The organism is Pseudomonas sp. P65(2024) (genome assembly GCF_057480955.1).
The window spans coordinates 13,042-32,422 of the sequence record NZ_JBLIYX010000013.1; the positions used below are offsets into that span (position 1 = coordinate 13,042).

Below are 19,381 nucleotides of genomic sequence, written 5' to 3' on the forward strand. Positions count from 1 at the left end.
TCTGCCTTGGCCCATGCCTTGAGTCAAGTGGGACAGCAGTGGGGCCCACGCTGAAACCGAGTCGGACCAACAAGGCGGACAAGGTCATGGCACAGGATTGACTGGCCCGAAACAGATGTGGGAGCGGCCTTGCGTCGCGATGCGCCGCGCGGGCGGCGCTCGATCTTGCAGGCGCTGCAAAACCAACGTTGTACACCTTGAAAGGACTGCCCGTCAGAACGGCACCGCCACCGTCAGCTGGCTGTAAACGTTGGTCCCGCTTCCCACCTGGTTGCCGCCATTGCTTTGATCCTTGCGTGGCTTGAACAGCCCCAGCAGCGGGGTGACGATCAGGTGCTCGTTGACCGCCCACTCCACATACAGGTCCAGCTCCTGGGCATCCAGCTTCAGGGTGTCGCGGCTGCGCACGGTGTCGAAGTCGAAGAACAGCGCGCCGACCGTGAGGTCGTCCCGTGGCGTGGCCTTCAGGCCCACATGGTGGATGCCGCTGTTGGTGTTGAACGGCCCGGAATAGTTGCCGGCGACCTCGCCCTGGATCCAGGTGCCGTAGCCGTTGGACAGGCCGGTGAACAGCAGGTCCCAGCCCGCCGAATAGCGGGTGTAGCGGTAGGTCAGCTGCGGTGCCCACGGGGCCTCGGCGAAGGTATGGCTGGCCTCGGCGTACCAGGCGGTCTCGCGGCCGCCGCGCGTGTCCTGCCAGGCATACTCGAAGGCAAAGCGGGTGTTTTCCAGCCCGACGTCACCTTCGCCGCGCAGGCTGTAGACATCCATGCCTTCGCGGCCCTTCTGGAACTCGCTGGCCCACTGGTCGGCCACGTCGATGCCGTGGATATAGGTCAGGCCCAGGGTGCCCAGGTCATGGGTGTAGTCCAGGGTACCGGCCGCCAGCTCTGTTTCGGCTTGGGCACGGTTGTCGGACTTGAGCCACAGCACGCTGCCATGCAGCCCTTCCTTGCCGCCCAGACGCAGTACCGCGGTGCGGTCGAAGGCGTGGCGCGCGCCCAGGTAGAAGCCGCCGCCGCGGTTGAGCTGGCCATCGGCCGGGCCCTTGCCCAGGTTGGGGCCGTCGTCGTTGATCAGGAAACCGCTGCCCAGGCGGATCACCTGGCGGCCGCCGGACAGGTCCACGCCATCCTTGCCCAGCAGCGGGAACAGGTCGCCTGAGCGCCAGCCCAGGTAGGCGTCCTCGATCTTGGTGGTGCGTTCGGAGCCGTCCTGGTTGCCGCCGGCGTCGCCGTCGCCCCAGGCGCCGGAGCTGACCCAGTTGAGGGCGCCGTACAGCGAGCCGTTGCCGCCCAGGCCCTGGTCGCCGCTGAGGCCGTACTTGATGAAACCTTCGCGCCAGGTCGAGCCGCCGGGGGTGCCATCGTAGTTGTGGCGGCTGTTGAACATGCCCCAGACCGCGAGCAAGTCGGCATTCAGGTGGCTGTCGTCGTCGGCGTACAGCTCATAGGCCGGGCTGGCCTGGCCATGCACCAGCAGGGCCAGGGCCGTGGCCATTGCGGTGCGACGTGGGGTGAGACGCATGGATCGATCCTCGTTTGTTGTGTGCGGTCTTGAGTGCCGCGTCGTTGTGGAGGCAGTGTCGAAAGGCGACGGGCTATTAGCGCGTGGAACGCTAGCGGTGGTCTTGCCCGTGGCTGCCAGCGGCCTTGCCTGTCGCCGCCATCACAGGCGCGCGGCGGTCTCCGGCAAGGTGGCACCGCCGTCGACCACCAGGGTTTGGCCGGTGATGTAGCGGGCAGCGTCAGAGGCCAGGAACAGCATCGCCCCGGCGATATCGGCCGGCTCGCCCAGCCGTCCCAGGGGCACGCCGGCGGCGATCCGGGCGTTGAGGGTGGTATCGCCGAGGTTGTCCATGGCCGGTGTGCGCACCATCCCCGGTTCCACGCCGTTGACCCGCACGTTGAACGGCGCCAGTTCCAGCGCGGCATTGCGAATGAGGCCATTGACCCCGGCCTTGGACGCTGCGTAGTGGCTCAGGCCTGGATAGGCCACCCGGGGACCGGTCACCGACGAGGTGGCCAGCACGCATCCGCCACCCTGGCGGCGGAACAGCGGCAGGGCGCCTTGGGTGAGCCAGAACAACGCGCCCAGGTTCACCGCCAGGGTGCGCTGCAGCAGGGCCGGGTCGATCTCGACGAATGCGGTGAGTGGGAAGTAGGCGGCGTTGTGCACCAGCACATCAAGGCGTTCCAGCCCGGCCAGCAAGGCGCGGATCGCGCCGGGGTCGGCCAGGTCGAGCATCTCCCCACGCACCTGGTGGCCCAACGTCAACTGATCCTCGACCAGGCGCTGCAACGCCTGCGGATCAAGATCCACGGCGAGCACCCGGGCGCCGCCACGGGCGAAACCCTCGACGATGGCCTGGCCGATGCCGCCGGCCGCGCCGGTGACCAGCACCGTGCGGCCTTGGAAGTCGTAGCGCGCGTTCATGCCGACGGCTCCAGGCGGGCATAGGCCAGGGTCGGCACGTCGACCACGGTCGAACCGCCATCGGCGGTGATCACCGCGCCGGTGACGATGCTGGCCTCAACGCCGACCAGGAACTGGCACACGGCGGCGATCTCGTCGCTGCTGGCCGGGCGGCGCAGCGGCACGTCGGTGGTGACGCGGCGGTAGGCGGCGTCGAGGTCTTCCTGGTAGTGATCCATCAATGGCTGCATTTCCTGGTCGGCCATGGGCGTGCGCACCCAGCCTGGGCAGACGCAGTTGACCCGTACGCCGAACGGCCCGTAGTCGCGAGCCAGCGAGCGGGTCAGGCCGACCAGGGCGTGCTTGGCGGTGGTGTAGCCGCAGACTTCGGGACCGGCCGCCAGCGAGGCGATGGAGCCCAGCAGCACCAGGCTGCCGCGCCGCTCGCGCAGCAACGGCAGGCAGGCCCGGGCAGTGTGGAAGGCGCTGTCGAGGTTGCTGCGCAGGGCCTCGCGCCAGGCATCGTCGCTGGTTTGCTCGGCCCGCCCGAGTCCGTGGCCGCCGGCGCAGGCGATCACCGCGTCGAGGCCGCCGAAACGGGCGCGCACCTGCTCGATGAAACCCGCCCAGGAGGTGCTGTCGGCGGCATCGCCGGCCAGCGCCAGGCCATCGCACCGCTGCGCGACGCGCTCCAGCGCCTCGCGGCGGCGGCCCACCAGCGCCACCCGCCAGCCCTGGCGGGCCAGGCGCAGGGCGCAGGCTTCACCGATGCCGCTGCCGGCCCCGGTAATCAGCACGCTGCGGTTCACTACGCATGCTCCGTGCGATTGAGCACCCGGCAGTGGGACGACACCGGGAAGTTGGCCAGCGCATCGAAGCCGCCACCCTGGTAGCCGAAGATCTTGCCGTCGCTGCGGTGGCGCGCCAGGTCGATCATCACCAGGCCCAGGGTGGGCACGATCTTCTCGCACCAGACGAACAGGTACAGCTGCTCGGCGATCTTGTAGTAGTACGCCCGGTCGGTGTCGCACAGCCCCTGCTCGACGCCCTTGAGGCACTGCCAGCTGTAGTAGTTGGCATTGAGGTAGATGTGCTCGTACTCCTCGGTGGGGCTGTAGCGGTAGTGGTTGCGCAGGCCGACCAGCTCGGTGGTCGGCGCGTGGGGACAGGCACCGGCCTGCCAGGGGCGGTCGAGGCTGCCGTGCAGGAAGCTGGCCTCGACCCCAGTCAGCGCTTCGCCGGCCAGGGCCAGGGCATACAGGCCGCGCTGAGTCCGGACCTGGTCGGGTAGGCGCCCGAGCACGGCGGTGAAGGCGTGCTCTAGGGTGTCGAGCACCAGCGACACCGACCAGGCATGGCCGGCCTCGTGCTTGATGAAGTCGACCAGGTAGATCCCGGGGCGTACCGAAGTCGCCCGGTAGCCGGCGCTGCCGCTGCTGTGGCCGTCCGCGGCGCGCCAGTGCAGGCGCTCGCTGTCGAAGCGGTGTTCGATGACCCAGCCATTGGCGAAGTGCAGGGTAAGCATGCGCCCGGACAGGTCGGCCAGTTGCGGCAGGATGAAGGCTTCGGGCGCGAAGCCCTCGGCGAGGGCGCCCACGGTGATCCAGTCGGCGGTATTGGGCATGGCGGTGACTCCTGTGGTTGGGGTGGCCACAGGGTGCAACGGCGCGTCGGGCGATGGTATCAACCGGAAGGTTGAGTCACAGGTAGAGGCTGGCCACCAGCTCGGTGCGGTTGCGCACGCCGCGTTTGCGGAACAGGTTGATCAGGTGGGTCTTGACCGTCGGCAGGCCGACGCCCAGGGCGCGGGCGATCAGCTTGTTGCTGCTGCCCTGGCGCAGCAGCTCGGCGATCTGCCGTTCCCGTGGCGTCAGTTCGACGGACGCGGGGGCGCACGCCAGCGGCTGGCTGGCCACGGCGAGCTGCATCAGCCCGTGCAGGGGCAACAGGCGTTCGAGTTCGTCGCCGCGAAACTCACCGAGGCTGGCGCAGCGCAGCAGCGAGACGCCGGCCACGGGGCGGCCATCGGCCTGGGCGATGATCTCGACCACGTCCACCACCTGATGCTGCGCGAGGAAACACCGGTAGGTCTGGCCCTGAGCTTCGGGCAGGCGGGCCAGGCCCTGGCGCAGCGACACCACCGGGCGGCCGATGGCCAGGCAGCGTCCGGGCTGCAGCGGGTCGAAAGCCCGGTAGTGCTCGAGGTAGCGGGCATGCATCGGTGCCTGCAGGTCCTGCAACAGGAAGTCGCAGGCCTGCTGCCCGGCATCGATGCGGTAGAACGCCGCCAGCGAGGCCGGCACCTGCTGGCTGAAGGCCTGCAGGCAGTAGCGGCCCAGGTCGTGGTTGGCACTGGCCATGATCAGTAGCGGATCATCACTGACTTCAGCTCGGTGAAGTCGTCGATGAACGCCGAGCCGAACTCGCGGCCGATACCCGAGGCCTTGATGCCGCCGAACGGCACCGCCGGGTCGAGCAGGGTGTGCATGTTGACCCACAGGGTCCCGGCCTGGATTTGCGGGATCAGGCGCATGGCCTTGCCCAGGTCGTTGGTCCACAGGCTCGCGCTCAGGCCGTAGGGTGAGGCGTTCATCAGCTGGATCAGTTCGTCTTCATGATCATAGGGCAGGAAGGTCGCCACCGGGCCGAAGGTTTCCTGGTTGAGCAGGGTGTCACCTGCGTTGTTGGCAAGGATGACCGTGGGCTCGACGAAGCAGCCCGGACCTTCGCCGAGGCGTCCGCCATGGACGATGCGGTTGCCCTCGGCACGGGCGGTGGCGAACAGCTCGCCGAGCTTTTGCTGGTGTGGCTTGTTGGCCACCGGGCCGAATTGGGTGGTTTCGTCCAGCGGCGAGCCGATCTTCAGCTGGTCCAGGCGCTGGGACAGGGCCTCGAGCAGCGGGTCGAGGCGTGAGCGATGGACGTAGAAACGCTCGCCGGCGGCGCAGATCTGCCCGGAGTGCAGGAAACCGGCCTCGATGATGCCGTCCACCGCCTTGTCGACGGCGACGTCGGGCAGGAACGCCACCGCGTTCTTGCCGCCCAGCTCCAGGGTCGCCCGGGTCAGCTTGGCGCCCATGGCCGCTTGGCCGACCGCGATACCGGTGGGCACGGAGCCGGTGAACGACACCTTGTCGGTGCCAGGGTGCTCGACCAGCGCCTTGCCCACCTGGCCGGCGCCGGTCAGCACGTTGAGCGCGCCCGGCGGCAGGCCGGCCTCGCTGGCCAGCTCGGCGATGCGCAGCAGGGTCAGCGGGGTGAACTCGCTGGGCTTGAGCACGATGCTGCAGCCGGTGGTCAGGGCCGAGGCCAGCTTCCACAGGGCAATCATGGTGGCGAAGTTCCATGGCACGATGCCCACCACCACGCCCACCGGCTCGCGCAGGGTGAAGGCGCTGTAGCGTTCGCCGGCGAAGGAGGGCAGGGATGGGGTGATGGTCTGGCCGGTAATTTTGGTGGCCCAGCCGGCGTAATAGCGCAGGAAGTGCGCGGCCTGTTCCACCTCGAAGGCGCGGGCGATGCCGATCAGCTTGCCCGACTGCAGGGTTTCCAGCTGGGCCAGCTCCTCGCGGTTGGCCTCGAGCAGGTCGGCCAGGCGGAACAACACCGCGGCACGGGCGGCGGGGCTGGTGCGCGACCAGCTGGCAAAACCCTTGCGGGACGATTCGACGGCGCACTCGACATCGGCAAGGTTGGCGTCGGCGACCTGGGCGATGGCTTCGCCGTTGGCCGGGTTGTGCACGGTGATGCGGGCGGTGGATTGGCTGGCGACCGATGCGCCATGGATGTACAGACCGTGGTCACGGGCCAGGAAGGCGCTGACGCTGGGGAGGAGGGCGATGTCGCTCATGGCAGGGCTCCGGGTGGTTTGCCGAGGGCTTCGTGGGAGCGGGCTTGCTCCGCGATGGGCCTTATTGCGGCCTGATTTCCCCCAGATTAAAGCCCGACACGCTGGTGATCTTGTCTGCCCATGCCGCCCCCATGACCCTGTCTGCCAGGTGCCACGAAAAGTGCAATCCGAGGTGCGGAAGTTGCATTTTCCGGCTCGGCCACGGCTCCCATACTGACCCGGCATTCATCAGTGAGCGGCCCATTCCGGGCAGCGTTCGCCAGGGTCCAATAACAATGAGCCAGACCATGAAAAAGCCAAATTCCCTGCTCGAAGACCTCAAGCCCCTGCTGCCGGCCATCGCCGCTCGCGCCGACCAGGCCGAGCGCGAGCGCAGCGTGCCCGTCGAGAATATCGCCGCGCTCAAGGCCATTGGCCTGCACAAGGCCTTCCTGCCCAGGCATTACGGCGGCCTGGAAATAAGCCTGCCACAGTTCGCCGAATGCATCGCCGCGCTGGCCGGCGCCTGCGCCAGCACTGCCTGGGCTATGAGCCTGCTGTGCACCCACAGTCATCAGCTGGCGATGTTCCCGGCACGCTTGCAGGACGAGATCTGGGGCCGTGACCCGGACGCCACCGCCAGCAGCAGCATCGCGCCGTTCGGTCGCACCGAGGAAGTCGAGGGCGGCGTGCTGTTCAGCGGCGAGATGGGCTGGAGCAGCGGCTGCGACCACGCCGAGTGGGCGATCATGGGCTTTCGCCGGGCCAACCCTGAGGGCGGCCAGGACTACTGCTTCGCCGTGCTGCCGCGCAGCGACTACCAGATCCGCGACGACTGGTTCGCCGCCGGCATGCGCGCCAGTGGCAGCCGCACGCTGATCGTCGAGCGCGCCTTTGTGCCCGAACACCGTATCCAGAAGGCCAGGGACATGATGGAGGGCCAGTCGGCGGGCTTCGGGCTGTACCCGGACAGCGCGATCTATTTCAACCCCTACCGGCCATACTTCGCCAGCGGGTTCTCCACGGTCAGCCTGGGCATCGCCGAGCGCATGCTCGAGGTCTTCAGGGACAAGACCCGCAACCGCGTGCGCGCCTACACCGGCGCCGCCGTCGGCGCGGCCACCCCGGCGCTGATGCGCCTGGCCGAGTCCACCCACCAGGTCGCCGCGGCGCGGGCGCTGCTGGAAAAGAGCTGGGAGCAGATCGCCGAGTACAGCGCCCGGCACCAATACCCGACGCGCACCGAGCTTACGTACTGGCGCACCAACCAGGGCTACGCGGTCAAGTTGTGCATCCAGGCCGTGGATCGGCTGATGGAGGCGGCTGGCGGCGGCGCCTGGTTTGACGGTAACGAGCTGCAGCGGCTGTTCCGCGATGCGCACATGACCGGCGCGCATGCCTACACCGACTACGACGTCTGCGCGCAGATCCTCGGGCGCGAGTTGATGGGGCTGGAGCCGGATCCGGCGATGACCTGAGCTTCAGCCGATGAACATGGCTGGCGCCCCAGCCTAGCCCAACAACAATGATGGAGCCTTGCATGTCCACTCCCTTCGATAGCCGCGCCTTCCGCCGCGCCCTGGGCAACTTTGCCACCGGCGTCACCGTGATCACCGCCGCCGACGCCTCGGGGCGCAAGGTCGGGGTCACCGCCAACAGCTTCAACTCGGTATCCCTCGACCCGCCGCTAGTGCTCTGGAGCATCGACAAGCGCTCCGGCAGCCATGCGGTGTTTGAGGCCGCCGGGCACTTCGCCGTGAACGTGCTGGCCGCCGACCAGATCGACCTGTCCAACACCTTCGCGCGCCCCAGCGAAGACCGCTTCGCCGGTATCGAGCATGAGACCGGCGAGGGCGGCGCGCCCCTGTTGCCGGGCTGTTCGGCGCGCTTTCGTTGCGAGAAGTTCCAGCAGATCGATGGCGGTGATCACTGGATTCTCATTGGCCGGGTGCTGGCGTTCGACGACCTGGGGCATGCCCCGCTGCTTTATCACCAGGGGGCCTATTCCAGGGTTCTGCCGCATGGGGTGATGGACCGTTGCGCGCAGGGGTAATTGGTTCGAGGTATTCGACACTAGAGTTGCAGTGCCTGTGAGATCGAGTGCCGCCCGCGCGGCGCTCGATCTCAAGAGCGCTGCAAGACTATCGCCAAGCACCTGGCAACACGGATCAAGCCCTGCGGCAGGCAGTGGCAAGACCCGCCCGGGTGCAGGCCGCAAAGTGACAGGGAAGAATCTTTCCCTCGTCCACCCAGGGCCCACCCATGACAATCAACAATAAGCTCACCGAGCACCTCAACCGTGGCAGCGTCGGCTTCCCCACCGCGCTGGCCAGCACCGTCGGCCTGATCATGGCCAGCCCCGTGATCCTCACCGCGACCATGGGCTTCGGCATCGGCGGCAGCGCCTTCGCCGTGGCCATGGTGATCGCCGCGGTGATGATGCTGGCGCAGTCGACTACCTTCGCCGAGGCGGCGGCGATCCTGCCGACCACCGGCTCCGTCTACGACTACATCAACTGTGGCCTGGGCCGTTTCTTCGCCATCACCGGCACTCTGTCGGCGTACCTGATCGTGCATGTGTTCGCCGGCACCGCCGAGACCATCCTCTCCGGGGTCATGGCCCTGGTGAACTTCGAGCACCTCAACACCCTGGCCGAGTCGGCCGGTGGTTCGTGGTTGCTGGGCGTGGGTTTCGTGCTGGTGTTCGGCGTGCTCAACGCTTTCGGCGTGAGCGCTTTTGGCCGCGCCGAAGTGGTGCTGACCTTCGGCATGTGGACCACGCTGATGGTGTTTGGCGTGCTTGGCCTGATCGCGGCGCCCGCCGTGGAGCTGGACGGGCCGTTCGGCGTGTCGCTGGTCGGCACCGACCTGATGACCATTCTGTCGCTGGTGGGCATGGCCATGTTCATGTTCGTCGGTTGCGAATTCGTCACCCCGCTGGCCCCGGAACTGCGCCGCTCGGCCTGGGTCATGCCCAAGGCCATGGCCCTGGGTTTGTTCGGCGTGGCCAGCTGCATGTTCATCTACGGCGCGGCGATGAAGCGCCAGGTGGAGAACGTCGTGCTTGACGCCGCCAGCGGCGTGCACCTGCTGGACACGCCCATGGCCATCCCGCGTTTCGCCGAGCAGGTGATGGGCGATATTGGCCCGGTGTGGCTGGGCATCGGCTTCCTGTTCGCCGGCGCCGCCACCATCAACACGCTGATGGCCGGGGTGCCGCGGATTCTCTACGGCATGGCGGTGGATGGGGCGCTGCCCAAGGTGTTCACCTACCTGCACCCACGGTTCAAGACGCCGTTGCTGTGCATCCTGGTGGTGGCGCTGATCCCGTGCCTGCACGCCTGGTACCTGGGCGGCAACACCGACAATATCCTGCACCTGGTGCTGGCGGCGGTGTGCGCCTGGAGCACCGCGTACCTGCTGGTGACCCTGTCGGTGGTGATCCTGCGCATCCGCCGGCCGGACCTGCCACGCGCCTACCGCTCGCCGTGGTTCCCGCTGCCGCAGATCGTCTCCAGCATCGGCATACTGCTGGGCATGTGGTTCATCACCCCGCCGGGCATGAACCCGGCCGATGTCTACGTGCCGTTCGCCGTGATGCTCGGCGCCACCGCGGCCTACGCGCTGTTCTGGACGCTGTGTGTGCAGAAGGTCAACCCGTTCCGCCCGGCGCGGGTCGAGGACGTGCTGGAGAAGGAGTTCGCCGCCGAACCCGGTCATTCTCACCACGAGCAGGTGCGCCATGTCGGCAAGCTGGCTTGAACGCCTGACCGGCCCACGCACCCCGGCCGGTTATCGGCCTGGGGCGACCTTGCAGCGGGTGTGGCGAAACCTGGGATTGACGGATTTGCAATCCGCAGCATCGTTTACCTACCGCGAAGATGGCCCTTGGATCGAAGTGCGCGAGCGCACTGAGAGCCATCTGCTGATGCATCTGGTGCTGTGCGAGTTCATCCTGCAGGTGCCTGCCTTGGGGCAGGGCGCGGTGCGGGTAGAACTGCACCATACCGGGGCGTTGCGCCGAACGGGGCTGGCATGCCGCCTGCGGGGCGGCGATCAGGTGCTGTTCGAAGCGCTGCGCGAGCGCCTCGGGCGTGCTCAGGCTGTATTGATGCCGCTGGATTTCAAGCGCCTGGCCATCGAGTGCCGCGACGGTCAGTGGCGGGTAACCCTGGAGCATATGGGCGCCAGCGAGGTGGTCAATCGGGTGCCCGCGTTTCGCCGCTACATCCCCCTCGACATTGAGCAGCGCAAGCATCTCTGGCGAGCTTTCGATGCGCTGCAACTGATGCTGAGCGACCTGTAGAGCCAGGGGCCGCTTTGCGGCCTTGTGTCTTGCTCAATTCACCTGGCACGGAACCTGCTGCCAACACCGGCACATAATGACAGTTGTACGCTCATTGATAACATGTTAACAATTAGCGCATAACAACAACGCCCGCGTGTGGAGGTTGCCATGCCCCAGCCCGTCACTCAGTGCAACGCCAGACCCGCCTTGGACGGCCTGGAGCGCTGGACCACGGCCATGCAGAAGGTCTGCGGCCGGTTCCAGACCGAACTGGCCTTCAACCGCTCGCTGTTCATCGGCGAGATCTCGACCTACAACCGCGCCGGCCTGGCCCTGGCCAACCTGCGCACCAACGCCGGCACTATCCGCCGCCTGGGCGACAACCCCGACCGCGACGACGACCAGCATTGCTTCCTGGTCAGCCAGCGCATGGGTTACTCGCAGATCACCCAGGATGGCGTGAGCATCCAGCTGTCGCCGGGCGAACTGCTGCTGATGGACTCGGTGGGCCCGTGCGAGATCACCCCGTTCGGCCTGATCGAGCATGTCTCGCTGTCATTGTCTCGCGAGCAGGTGCGCAAGCACGTGACCGGGCAGGGCGCGACCTTCGGCAAGATCTCCTCGACCAACGCCTGCGGGCGCATGCTGCACCTGCTGATGGACCAGTTGTGCCGCGAAGGCGACGAGGCCGGGGAAACCCAGGGCGAGGCACTGCAGGCGGCGTTCATCGCCTTGCTGGAGCCAGGTTTCGAGCGTGGTGACGACAATCCCGGATCGCTCGCCGGGCTCAGCGGCGCCAGCCTGCGCGGCTACGTGCAGAAGGTCATCGACGAGTCGCTGGGCCAGCCGGGCCTGACCCCGGCAAACCTGGCCGAGCGCCTGAGCATCTCGGTGCGTCATCTGTACCGTCTGTTCGAGGAGGAGGGCGACAGCGTCTGCCGCTACATCCAGCGTTCACGCCTCAAGCGCAGCGCGGATGACCTGTCCAACCCGTTCCTCAAGCGCGAGTCGATCACCTCGATTGCCTACAAGTGGGGATTCACCGACTCGGCGCATTTCAGCCGGGCATTCAAGAAGCACTTCGAGCAGTCGCCGAAGGATTTCCGGGCGATGGCTCTGATGCCTGGGCGGTAAGGACATCGCGGGGCAAGCCCGCTCCGACTAGGTTCTCATCGAACCTGTGGGAGCGGCGGTGCGCCGATGCGGCTTGCCCACGATGATGCAGTCAGACCAGACGCGCTCGCAGCCCTTCTACGTACTGCGCCACAAAACACCCATGTTCCGCCCCCGGCTGCTGCAACTCGATGAATGCCAGCATCGGGTCTTCCACCGCTGTCCTCACCCCCACCAACTCCTCCATCACCGCCAACCCACAGAACGGCACATAGGCCTCGGCATACCCACCCTCGTGCACCATCACCAATCGCCCTGAGCACAGCTGCTCGGCGGTCTCGCGCAGCATCCGCGTCATGACCCGGAACGACTCGCTGTGCAGCAGCATCCGCGCCAGCGGATCGACCGCGTTGGCGTCGTAGCCGCAGGCCACCACGATCAGTTCCGGCTGGAAGCGCTGCAATGCCGGCAACACAATCTGCTCCATTGCCTGCAGGTACCCTGCATGCCCGGTACCAGCCGGCAATGGAATGTTCAGGTTGCAGCCTTTGCCATCACCCACGCCACGCTCATCGGCGCCGCTGTAGCCCGGCGGGTAGCAGTGTTCCTGGTGCAGGGACACGGTCAGCACGTCACCGCGCTGGGCATAGATCGACTGGGTGCCGTTGCCGTGGTGCACGTCCCAGTCGATCACCGCCACTCGTCCCAGGCCGTGGCGTGCCTTGGCCGCCTCGATAGCGATGGGGATGTTGGCCAGGAAGCAGAAGCCCATGGCCTGGTCGGCCAGGCAGTGGTGCCCCGGCGGGCGCGACAGCGCGTAGGCATTGTCGGCTTCGCCGCGCAGTACCGCGTCAACAGCGGCGATGGCCAAGCCAGCGGAGAGCCTGGCGATCTCGAAGGTGCCCGGGCCGATCGGCGCTTGCAGCCCCAGTTCGCCACCACCGGCATCGCTCAGCGCCTTGAAGCGCGCCAGGTAATGCGACGGGTGCACGCGCAGCAGGTCGGCGTCGCTGGCGGCTTCGGCGCTGCGCTGCAGCAACTGGCGCGACAGGCCCGAGACGTCCAGCAGGTTCTTCAGGCGTCGCTTGGTTTCCGGCGACTCGGCAAAGCCCGCGGCGGCGGGGGGCTGCACCCAACCGCCGACTGGCAGGGTGAGGGCATGCAGCCCGGCGCTGTGCCAGAAGCACAGTTCGTCGGAGAAAAACGCGGTACGGCGGCTCATGGGTGGACTCCAGTGGTGAGCGGGGAACGGTTAAGGCGGGCGAGCATCAGGCTGATGAACGCCAGCAGCAGGCAGCCGATGCTGCCGAGCAGCACGGCGGGCATGCCGTGGCGCGATTCGAGCAGCGGGCCGGCGATGGCCGGGCCCAGGGCCAGGCCGCCACCGATGACCAGGTTGGCGCTGTTCATCAGACGCCCGGCGCGGTCGTGGTCGGCCAGGCAGGCGAGGATGAACGGCAGGGCGAAGGTCCAGCAGTACTTGAAAAGCAGCGCGGCCAGGGCGAAACGGCGCAGGTCGGGGCTGCCCAGCAGCAGGGCGACGGCCAGCGCCATCAGGCCGATGCCCAAGGCCAGAGGCAGGTTGCGCGGCCAGCGTGGGCCGATCAGCGTGGCGCACAGCGAGCCGGCAATGCCCATCAGGGTGGCGATGGACAGGATCCGGCCACTGCTGCCCGGGTCGATCGCCGCGCTGGCGGCGATACTGCCGATGAAGGTCCACACCGCGCTGAGCCCCGTGTAGAACAGCAGTACCGCCAGCAGTCCGCACAGACCCGGGAGCCAGCGGTGCTCGAGCGGGGCGTGCGCAGGTTTCATCGGGCCGGGCGCGGCCGAGGTCGGAAAGGCGCCGGCCAGCGGCAGGCACAGCAGCATCAGCAGCGCCAGGCCCAGGTACAGGGACTTGAGCCCGAATGCCCCGAACAGCGGCGGCAGCAGCCACAAGCCCACGGCGCCGAGGATCAATTGGCCGCTGACCCACAGCCCATACACCCGGTCGGGCTGCCGGCTGCTGGCCGCGCTGGCGATGCACACCACCATCAGCGTGCCGCCGGCCAGGGCGCTGAGCACGCGCAGGGCCATCAGCGCCAGGTAGCTGTCGCAGCCGGTCGAGGCCAGGTTGGCCAGGATGAACAGCAGCGCCGCGCCTCGCGCCACCCGACGCCAGTCCCAGCGGGGCTGCCAGTAGTAGGCGGGCAGGGTGGCCAGGCTCATGGCCGCCAGCTCCGCGGAAAACAGCTGGCCGACACGCGCCGGCCCGAGGCCCAGCTGGGCGGCGTACTGGCCAGCGACCGCCGGCGCGGTCATCAGCACGCAGGGCACCACGGCGGCGAACAGCACAATGGCCAGCAGCCGCAGCGGTGGCAGGCCGATAGCAGTGAAGACAGGCATGGCGATTCCTCAGAAGACGTGGACGAAACGCAGCAGCAGGTTGTCCTGGGCGTAGGCGTTGTCGGTGGAAACATTGCGGGTCAGGCCGAGCAGCACTTGGTTGCGCCGGTCGAGCCAATGGCCGAGCTCGAAGCCGACCTGGGTGTAGCGCTGGTGGCTGTTGTCCAGGTGCCGGTCATCGAGCTCCAGTTGGCCGCCGTCGGCGTGGATCAGGCGCAGGGCGCCGTAGGTGGTGGGAGTGAAGTCGTAGGAGGCGAAGGCCTGCAGGCGGTACAGCGGCTTCTGCTTGAGCTCGTTGTCGAAGTAATCGTCGTTGCGGCCGTACAACTGGGCTTCGAGATTGGCCTCGAGCAGCCAGCGTTCGCCCACGCCCTGGGTGTAGTTGTAGTTCAGGTGCAGCGCCCAGCGGTTGGCGCCGGGCGATACGCCAGGGTTGCTGGCGTGGTACTCGCCGACCGGCACGCTGAGCAATGCCAGCAGCCCGCTGTAGGTACGGTTTTGCGGATCGTTGATGAAGAACAGCGTGCCACCGACCTGCGGATCGCCGATGCCGCGCTCGCGGGTGTGGCCGTCGCTACCCGGCAGGCGCGCCTCGGTGTCGACGTAGGGCACGATGAACTGCGGCGTGCATAACGTGCCGCAGATGTCAGTGAACCACAACTGGCGATAGGCGAAGGCGTTGACCGCCAGGTCGGCCTTGCCGTTGCCGTCGGCGGCGCCATGGTAGTCGTTGGCGCGGGTCAGCGGCAGGTACGCGACCCCCAGGCGGGTGCCCACCGGGGCGCTGACGAAATCGCGGGCATTGAGGTCGGCGGCCTGGGCATGGGCGCCGGCCAGGGTGAGGGCCAAGGCAAGCCAGCGGCTGCGAGGGGCGGGCATGGGCGTGTTCCTTTGTTGTTGTGGTTGGCGAACAGCGGGCAAAGGCGCCCCAACCCCGCGAGCCAGGCTGGCGGGCTGGAGGGCGTCAGGAAGGGGTCAGAGCGGAGGGTGGTGCAGCAGCTGGGTGATTCCGGCCTTGCTGTTCACGCCCAGCTTGCTGTAGATGCTGCGGATGTGGTGGCGCACGGTATTGGGCGCCACCCCCAGTTCGCGGGCGATCTGTTTGTAGGTGCCGCCGCCGCCGAAGCGCTCGGCCACATCCGCCTCGCGGGCGCTGAGCTGGGCCAGGGCTGAACGGGGCCGGGCGGCCAGCAGGAACAGGTCGCCCACGGCGGTGGCGTCCAGTTGCAGGTGCTGGCCACGGTAGCTGGCGGGACTGACCTCGGCCGGCAGGTGCGGGCCGCTCCAGCGCGGCCATTCCAGCAGCAGGCGCTCGACGAAGCCGCGTTCGGCGTGGTGCAGGGTGCCCTGGCGGTCGCAGACGGCCAGCGACAGGGTGTTGGCGCCGTCCAGCGCCTCGCGCAGTGCCACCAGGGCGCGGATCTGGTTGGCGCCCTCGGCGGCCACCAGGTGCGGCATCAGGTGATCGAGCAGCAAGCGCTCGTGGGCGGTGAAGCTGGCCGCGCCGTGGGCCCGGTAGAGGGTCAGGTGCACGCTGAGGCGGGTCTGTGGGTCGATATGGATGATGCACAGGAACTCGCCGAAACCGTGGCGGGCGCCGAGCCAGCGCAGGCCCTCGGGGGCGTCGTCGGCCTGGCTGTCGACGATCACCGAGCGGCCCGGCTGGGCATGCACCTGCTGCACGGTGATGTCCTGGTGGCGAATCGACTGCCAGTCCTGCACGTAACCAGGCGGCAGCCTGTAGACATGGCTGCTGTGTTCGTGGGGCAAGCCATCGACCAGCGCGGCGCGGCCCCACCAGGCCTTGTCGAACGGGATCAGCTCGCCGGCGCGTTCGAGCATGCGGTCATGGAAGCTTGGCAGCGGCTGTTCCTGGGCCAGGCGTTGCAGTTCCAGGACCAGGGCGTTGAACAGCGTGAAGCCTGGGGACGCGAGGAAATCGGACATGGGCGGTACCTGGCTGCGACGTTCTTGTTGTTGTCAGGGCCTGGGGGGAGTATCGCCAAGTGGGGAGGGGTAAGACCATCCTGCAGATGCAGGATACAGTGCCTGAAGCGTCATAGGCGTGGGAGCGGGCTTGTCCCGCGATAGCATCAGTCTGCCTGACGAGGATGTACCGGCAGCCGCTATCGCGGGGCAAGCCCGCTCCCATAGGGAGGTATCAGGCAATCGCCAGGTAATGCTTCACAAAGGTCTCGCTCAGCACTTCCCACAGCACCGGCGTGCCCTTGGTCACGAACCAGGCATCACCCGCTTTGTAGCGCGTCACCTGACCGGTGGATTCATCGGTCAGCTGGATCTCGCCGGTCACGATCACCGCCTGCTCGCTGAACGGATAGACCATGCGGAACTTGCCTTGGGTGGTGCCGAAGTAGGCGCTGCTGAGCGGATCGGTTGGGGCGCCGTGGGTCATCTTGCCGTAGCACTTGACCTCGCCTTCGAGGATGGTCGAGCCCAGGTCGGCAACGGTGCCCCAGGCGTCGAGTTCGGACAGTTGCACACCCTGGCGGACGGCGGTGAGGGTCATGGTGGTTCTCCTGGTCTTGTTCAAAAGGAATCAACGGCGGCCGTTGAAGAAGCCCGACAGCTGATGCACGGTCTTGCCGGCGGTCAGCAGCAGCGGGCGGATATGGTCCTTGCCGAGGATGCGCGCATGCTTGACCGAGCTGATCAGGTCGTAGCGGCTGGAGCCTTCGCTCATGCCTTCGGCGAGAATCTTGCAGATGATGTGGCTGGGGGTGACGCCAAAGCCCGAATAGCCCTGCACGTAGAAAGCGTTGGGGCGGTTGCTCAGGGTGCCGATCTGCGGGAACAGGTTGGCGCTGGTGGCCATCGGCCCGCCCCAGGCCAGGTCGATGCGCACGTCCTTGAGGTAGGGGAAGATCTTCAGCATCAGGTTGCGGTTCCAGGCCTTCAGATCCTTCGGGATGTGTTCCACGAACGGGGTGGCGGCGCCGAACAGCAGGCGGTTCTCGCGGGTGACGCGGTAATAGTCGATTACCGGGCGGATGTCGCTGTAGGCGCCGCGAATCGGGCTGATGCGCTGGATGAGTTCGTCCGGCAGTGGCTCGGTCATCAGCTGGAAGGCGTAGGTGTTGACGGTGCGCGCATGCAGCTCGGGTTCGAGCTTGTTGAGGAAGCTGTCACAGGCCCACAGCAGTTTGTTGGCCTTGACCGAGCCGCGCCCGGTGCGCACGGTGATCCGCTCGCCGTAGCGCACCTCCAGGGCCGGGCTGTGTTCGAAGATCCGCGCGCCGTGGCCGGCCAGGGCCTGGGCCTCGCCGAGCAGCAGGTTCAGCGAGTGCACGTGGCCACCACCCATGTGCAGCAGGGCGCTGCTGTAGGCGTCGGAGCCGATGATCTGCTTGACCTCCGAGCCGCCGAGAAAGCGAATCTCGTCCTTGCCGTTGATCGCCTTGAAGTCCTTTTCCCAGGCGCGCAGGGTCTTTTCCTGGCGGGCGTTGAAGCCCATGTAGCCGTAGCCGTGGCAGAAGTCGGCGTCGATCTGGTAGCGGGCGATGCGGTCCTTGATGATGCCGGCGCCCAGTTCGCTGATCTCGAAGATCTCGCGCAGGCCCTTTTCGCCGACACTGCCCTTGATCTTCTCCAGGTCGTGGCCGATGCCGGCCATGATCTGCCCGCCATTGCGACCGGTGCCGCCGAAACCCAGGTAGCGGGCTTCGAGCACGACGACGTTGGTGATGCCTTTCTCCGCCAGTTCCAGGGCGGTGTTGATGCCCGAGAAGCCGCCGCCGATCACCACGACATCGGCCTCGATGTCGCTTTCCAGGGTGGGGAAGCTCAGGTTGTACTTCTTGGTGGCGGTGTAGTACGTGGGCGTTTCGATGTTGATCATGGCGCAGCCTGGACAGTTGGAATTGTTGGACAGCAGGGCTTGCACAAGCGCTGGCGGTTACAGGCATTGAGCACCTAACGACAGGTAGGTGTCTTGCCTGGGGCTGCCAGGGTGTTGCTTCAGGCTGCCAGAAATTCCATCTCGAAAGGCATACGGCGGCAGCATGACCTCCACGGGAGGTGTGGTGATCATGCGCCTCATGAATATGTTAAGTAAATTACCCCCAGCGACTGTTTTCCCTGTAGGAACGGTGAATGGCTTGGGTTCTTACTTGAAATCCCACTGCATCTGCGTGGCGATGCTCACGCCGCTGGACGACCTGACACACACGTCCAGGTAGTCGGTGAAGCGTGGCGGCACGGCGATGCCTTCTTCCAGCAACCGGCTGTTGTCGAACAGGTAGTTGAGGTCAGCAAAACCGCTATACAGGCGCAGTGCGCGCAGCACCAGGCGCGGGTTGGCCGGGCCGATGCGGGCTTCGAAGCGGCCGGCCAGCGACTTCAGGTCGTCGACATCGACCTTGCGGTAACGCTCGCCCACCGGTTGCGCGCCATTGGCCAGGGCAAAGGCCTGGTCGATCTCGGCGAAGGTGCAGGCCGAACCGTGGCCGGCGGAGATGTGGTACAGGTCATGGCCCAGGCGCGGCTTGAGAGCCAGGCCGATCAGCGCCTCGGCGCAATAGTCGACCGGGATCACGTCGATCTGTTCGTCGAGGCCACAGGTAAAGCTTTCCAGGGCGAAACCCATGCGGAACACCCAGAAGATGCTGCCCGACGCCTGGCAACCGAGGCTGCGATGGCCGACCACGATGGACGGCCGCGCTACCACCAGGGGCAGGGCGGGCAGCGCTTCACGCAGGCGTCGCTCGATCTCCGCCTTCGAGGCGGTGTAGTCCACCAGTTGCTGGGCCGCCTCAGGGAATTCCCAGGATTCGCTGATCGGCGACTCCCGCTGCGGGCCGCAGCACATGGCGGTGCCCACGTGCAGGAAGCGCTTCAGGCGCGTGGAGCGGCTCAGCACCTGGGCGAAGGCGAAGGTGCCCTCGACGTTCACCGGCCAGATGTTGGGGTTCTTCGAGAATGACGCCACGGCGGCGCAGTTGATTACCCGGTCGATCTGCATCAGCCGTGGGGTCTCGCGGGCCAGCCAGGCGGTGTCGAGAAAATCGCCGCAGATGATCTGCGCCTCGCTCAGTGCCAGGCCCTGGCGCTCATCGACGCCGTGTTGGCGCAGGTTGTCGCGCAGGCGCTGCAGGCCCTGGGCCGAGTTGTCAGCGCGGACCAGGAAGCACAGGGCGCTGGCCTGGCCTTCGGCGATCATCCGGGCGGCGACGGCGACCCCGAGAAAACCTGTGGCGCCGGTCAGCAGGATACGTTCCTGCGTTGCGTTGAACGTGTCGGGCGCGCCGGTGGCTGGGGTGTTCATAGTTTTCCTCGGTAGATGTTTTGCCCGTACTACATGCCATGGAATGGATGTAAAAGTTTTGTGTACG

17 protein-coding genes and 1 pseudogene are annotated in these 19,381 nt (G+C 67.0%); 5 read left to right on the top strand and 13 right to left on the bottom strand.

From position 1 onward, the window contains the following. Nucleotides 1–213 precede the first annotated feature (213 nt). From AC25MA_RS17525 to AC25MA_RS17550, 6 genes are all read right to left on the bottom strand, one after another. Nucleotides 214–1,500, bottom strand: coding sequence for an alginate export family protein (locus AC25MA_RS17525; protein WP_238348115.1), 1,287 nt, complete (start codon nt 1,498–1,500; stop codon nt 214–216). Between the two features lie 168 nt (nt 1,501–1,668). Beyond that, nucleotides 1,669–2,436, bottom strand: coding sequence for an SDR family oxidoreductase (locus AC25MA_RS17530; RefSeq protein ID WP_028688776.1), 768 nt, complete (start codon nt 2,434–2,436; stop codon nt 1,669–1,671). Next, on the bottom strand, nt 2,433–3,224 hold the full coding sequence (locus AC25MA_RS17535) for an SDR family NAD(P)-dependent oxidoreductase (protein WP_338148731.1): 792 nt from the start codon (nt 3,222–3,224) through the stop codon (nt 2,433–2,435). The genes AC25MA_RS17530 and AC25MA_RS17535 overlap by 4 nt, the downstream gene beginning before the upstream one ends. Further along, on the bottom strand, nt 3,224–4,039 hold the full coding sequence (locus AC25MA_RS17540) for a molybdenum cofactor biosynthesis F family protein (RefSeq protein WP_463402237.1): 816 nt from the start codon (nt 4,037–4,039) through the stop codon (nt 3,224–3,226). Before AC25MA_RS17540 ends, AC25MA_RS17535 begins: the two co-directional genes overlap by 1 nt. Before the next feature lie 76 nt (nt 4,040–4,115). Then, nucleotides 4,116–4,778, bottom strand: a complete 663-nt coding sequence (locus tag AC25MA_RS17545) for a helix-turn-helix transcriptional regulator (RefSeq protein ID WP_062362551.1) — start codon at nt 4,776–4,778, stop codon at nt 4,116–4,118. Further along, entirely contained in the window at nt 4,778–6,265 is a 1,488-nt protein-coding gene (locus AC25MA_RS17550) for an aldehyde dehydrogenase family protein (RefSeq protein WP_062362205.1), read from the bottom strand. The genes AC25MA_RS17545 and AC25MA_RS17550 overlap by 1 nt, the downstream gene beginning before the upstream one ends. Before the next feature lie 287 nt (nt 6,266–6,552). Here AC25MA_RS17550 and AC25MA_RS17555 point away from each other — a divergent pair, with 287 nt between their 5' ends. From AC25MA_RS17555 to feaR, 5 genes and pseudogenes are all read left to right on the top strand, one after another. Next, nucleotides 6,553–7,722, top strand: a complete 1,170-nt coding sequence (locus AC25MA_RS17555; RefSeq protein ID WP_028688782.1) for a p-hydroxyphenylacetate 3-hydroxylase oxygenase component — start codon at nt 6,553–6,555, stop codon at nt 7,720–7,722. A gap of 62 nt (nt 7,723–7,784) precedes the next feature. Further along, nucleotides 7,785–8,294: pseudogene (locus tag AC25MA_RS17560) on the top strand (flavin reductase family protein); the annotation flags it as partial. 212 nt (nt 8,295–8,506) lie between these two features. Further along, entirely contained in the window at nt 8,507–10,006 is a 1,500-nt protein-coding gene (locus AC25MA_RS17565) for an APC family permease (protein WP_028688783.1), read from the top strand. Continuing rightward, nucleotides 9,987–10,550 (top strand): DUF3156 family protein, encoded by a 564-nt coding sequence (locus tag AC25MA_RS17570; protein ID WP_213883299.1) that lies wholly within the window; start codon nt 9,987–9,989, stop codon nt 10,548–10,550. Before AC25MA_RS17565 ends, AC25MA_RS17570 begins: the two co-directional genes overlap by 20 nt. Before the next feature lie 150 nt (nt 10,551–10,700). Next, entirely contained in the window at nt 10,701–11,666 is a 966-nt protein-coding gene (gene feaR, locus AC25MA_RS17575) for a transcriptional regulator FeaR (protein ID WP_081100287.1), read from the top strand. Between the two features lie 91 nt (nt 11,667–11,757). Here the strand turns inward: feaR and AC25MA_RS17580 are convergent, their stop codons facing one another. From AC25MA_RS17580 to cprA, 7 genes are all read right to left on the bottom strand, one after another. Beyond that, nucleotides 11,758–12,867: a class II histone deacetylase gene (locus tag AC25MA_RS17580; protein WP_062362215.1), complete on the bottom strand. Its 1,110-nt coding sequence runs from the start codon at nt 12,865–12,867 to the stop codon at nt 11,758–11,760. Then, complete coding sequence (locus AC25MA_RS17585; RefSeq protein WP_486972240.1) at nt 12,864–14,033, bottom strand: MFS transporter; 1,170 nt, start codon at nt 14,031–14,033, stop codon at nt 12,864–12,866. Before AC25MA_RS17585 ends, AC25MA_RS17580 begins: the two co-directional genes overlap by 4 nt. A 9-nt stretch (nt 14,034–14,042) precedes the next feature. Beyond that, nucleotides 14,043–14,912, bottom strand: a complete 870-nt coding sequence (locus tag AC25MA_RS17590) for a transporter (RefSeq protein ID WP_207852137.1) — start codon at nt 14,910–14,912, stop codon at nt 14,043–14,045. A 96-nt stretch (nt 14,913–15,008) separates the two neighbouring features. Continuing rightward, a complete protein-coding gene (locus tag AC25MA_RS17595; RefSeq protein ID WP_036985706.1) occupies nt 15,009–15,980 on the bottom strand; it encodes a helix-turn-helix transcriptional regulator in 972 nt (323 codons plus the stop codon). A 214-nt stretch (nt 15,981–16,194) separates the two neighbouring features. Continuing rightward, a complete protein-coding gene (locus AC25MA_RS17600; protein ID WP_028688789.1) occupies nt 16,195–16,560 on the bottom strand; it encodes a cupin domain-containing protein in 366 nt (121 codons plus the stop codon). Between the two features lie 30 nt (nt 16,561–16,590). Then, nucleotides 16,591–17,889 carry an NAD(P)/FAD-dependent oxidoreductase gene (locus tag AC25MA_RS17605; RefSeq protein WP_028688790.1) on the bottom strand — a complete coding sequence of 433 codons (1,299 nt, stop codon included), beginning with the start codon at nt 17,887–17,889 and terminating at the stop codon, nt 16,591–16,593. A 267-nt stretch (nt 17,890–18,156) separates the two neighbouring features. Continuing rightward, nucleotides 18,157–19,314: a cationic peptide resistance protein CprA gene (gene cprA, locus AC25MA_RS17610; protein WP_486972241.1), complete on the bottom strand. Its 1,158-nt coding sequence runs from the start codon at nt 19,312–19,314 to the stop codon at nt 18,157–18,159. Nucleotides 19,315–19,381: the final 67 nt, after the last annotated feature.

What these genes read in the sequence shown, in the direction of transcription:
- AC25MA_RS17580 (WP_062362215.1), bottom strand. Translation starts at nt 12,867, where the DNA reads ATGAGCCGCCGTACCGCGTTTTTCTCCGACGAACTGTGCTTCTGGCAC.
- AC25MA_RS17530 (WP_028688776.1), bottom strand. Translation starts at nt 2,436, where the DNA reads ATGAACGCGCGCTACGACTTCCAAGGCCGCACGGTGCTGGTCACCGGC.
- AC25MA_RS17585 (WP_486972240.1), bottom strand. Translation starts at nt 14,033, where the DNA reads ATGCCTGTCTTCACTGCTATCGGCCTGCCACCGCTGCGGCTGCTGGCC.
- feaR (WP_081100287.1), top strand. Translation starts at nt 10,701, where the DNA reads ATGCCCCAGCCCGTCACTCAGTGCAACGCCAGACCCGCCTTGGACGGC.
- AC25MA_RS17555 (WP_028688782.1), top strand. Translation starts at nt 6,553, where the DNA reads ATGAAAAAGCCAAATTCCCTGCTCGAAGACCTCAAGCCCCTGCTGCCG.
- AC25MA_RS17590 (WP_207852137.1), bottom strand. Translation starts at nt 14,912, where the DNA reads ATGCCCGCCCCTCGCAGCCGCTGGCTTGCCTTGGCCCTCACCCTGGCC.
- AC25MA_RS17565 (WP_028688783.1), top strand. Translation starts at nt 8,507, where the DNA reads ATGACAATCAACAATAAGCTCACCGAGCACCTCAACCGTGGCAGCGTC.
- AC25MA_RS17550 (WP_062362205.1), bottom strand. Translation starts at nt 6,265, where the DNA reads ATGAGCGACATCGCCCTCCTCCCCAGCGTCAGCGCCTTCCTGGCCCGT.
- AC25MA_RS17570 (WP_213883299.1), top strand. Translation starts at nt 9,987, where the DNA reads ATGTCGGCAAGCTGGCTTGAACGCCTGACCGGCCCACGCACCCCGGCC.
- AC25MA_RS17595 (WP_036985706.1), bottom strand. Translation starts at nt 15,980, where the DNA reads ATGTCCGATTTCCTCGCGTCCCCAGGCTTCACGCTGTTCAACGCCCTG.
- AC25MA_RS17540 (WP_463402237.1), bottom strand. Translation starts at nt 4,039, where the DNA reads ATGCCCAATACCGCCGACTGGATCACCGTGGGCGCCCTCGCCGAGGGC.
- AC25MA_RS17525 (WP_238348115.1), bottom strand. Translation starts at nt 1,500, where the DNA reads ATGGCCACGGCCCTGGCCCTGCTGGTGCATGGCCAGGCCAGCCCGGCC.
- AC25MA_RS17605 (WP_028688790.1), bottom strand. Translation starts at nt 17,889, where the DNA reads ATGATCAACATCGAAACGCCCACGTACTACACCGCCACCAAGAAGTAC.
- cprA (WP_486972241.1), bottom strand. Translation starts at nt 19,314, where the DNA reads ATGAACACCCCAGCCACCGGCGCGCCCGACACGTTCAACGCAACGCAG.
- AC25MA_RS17600 (WP_028688789.1), bottom strand. Translation starts at nt 16,560, where the DNA reads ATGACCCTCACCGCCGTCCGCCAGGGTGTGCAACTGTCCGAACTCGAC.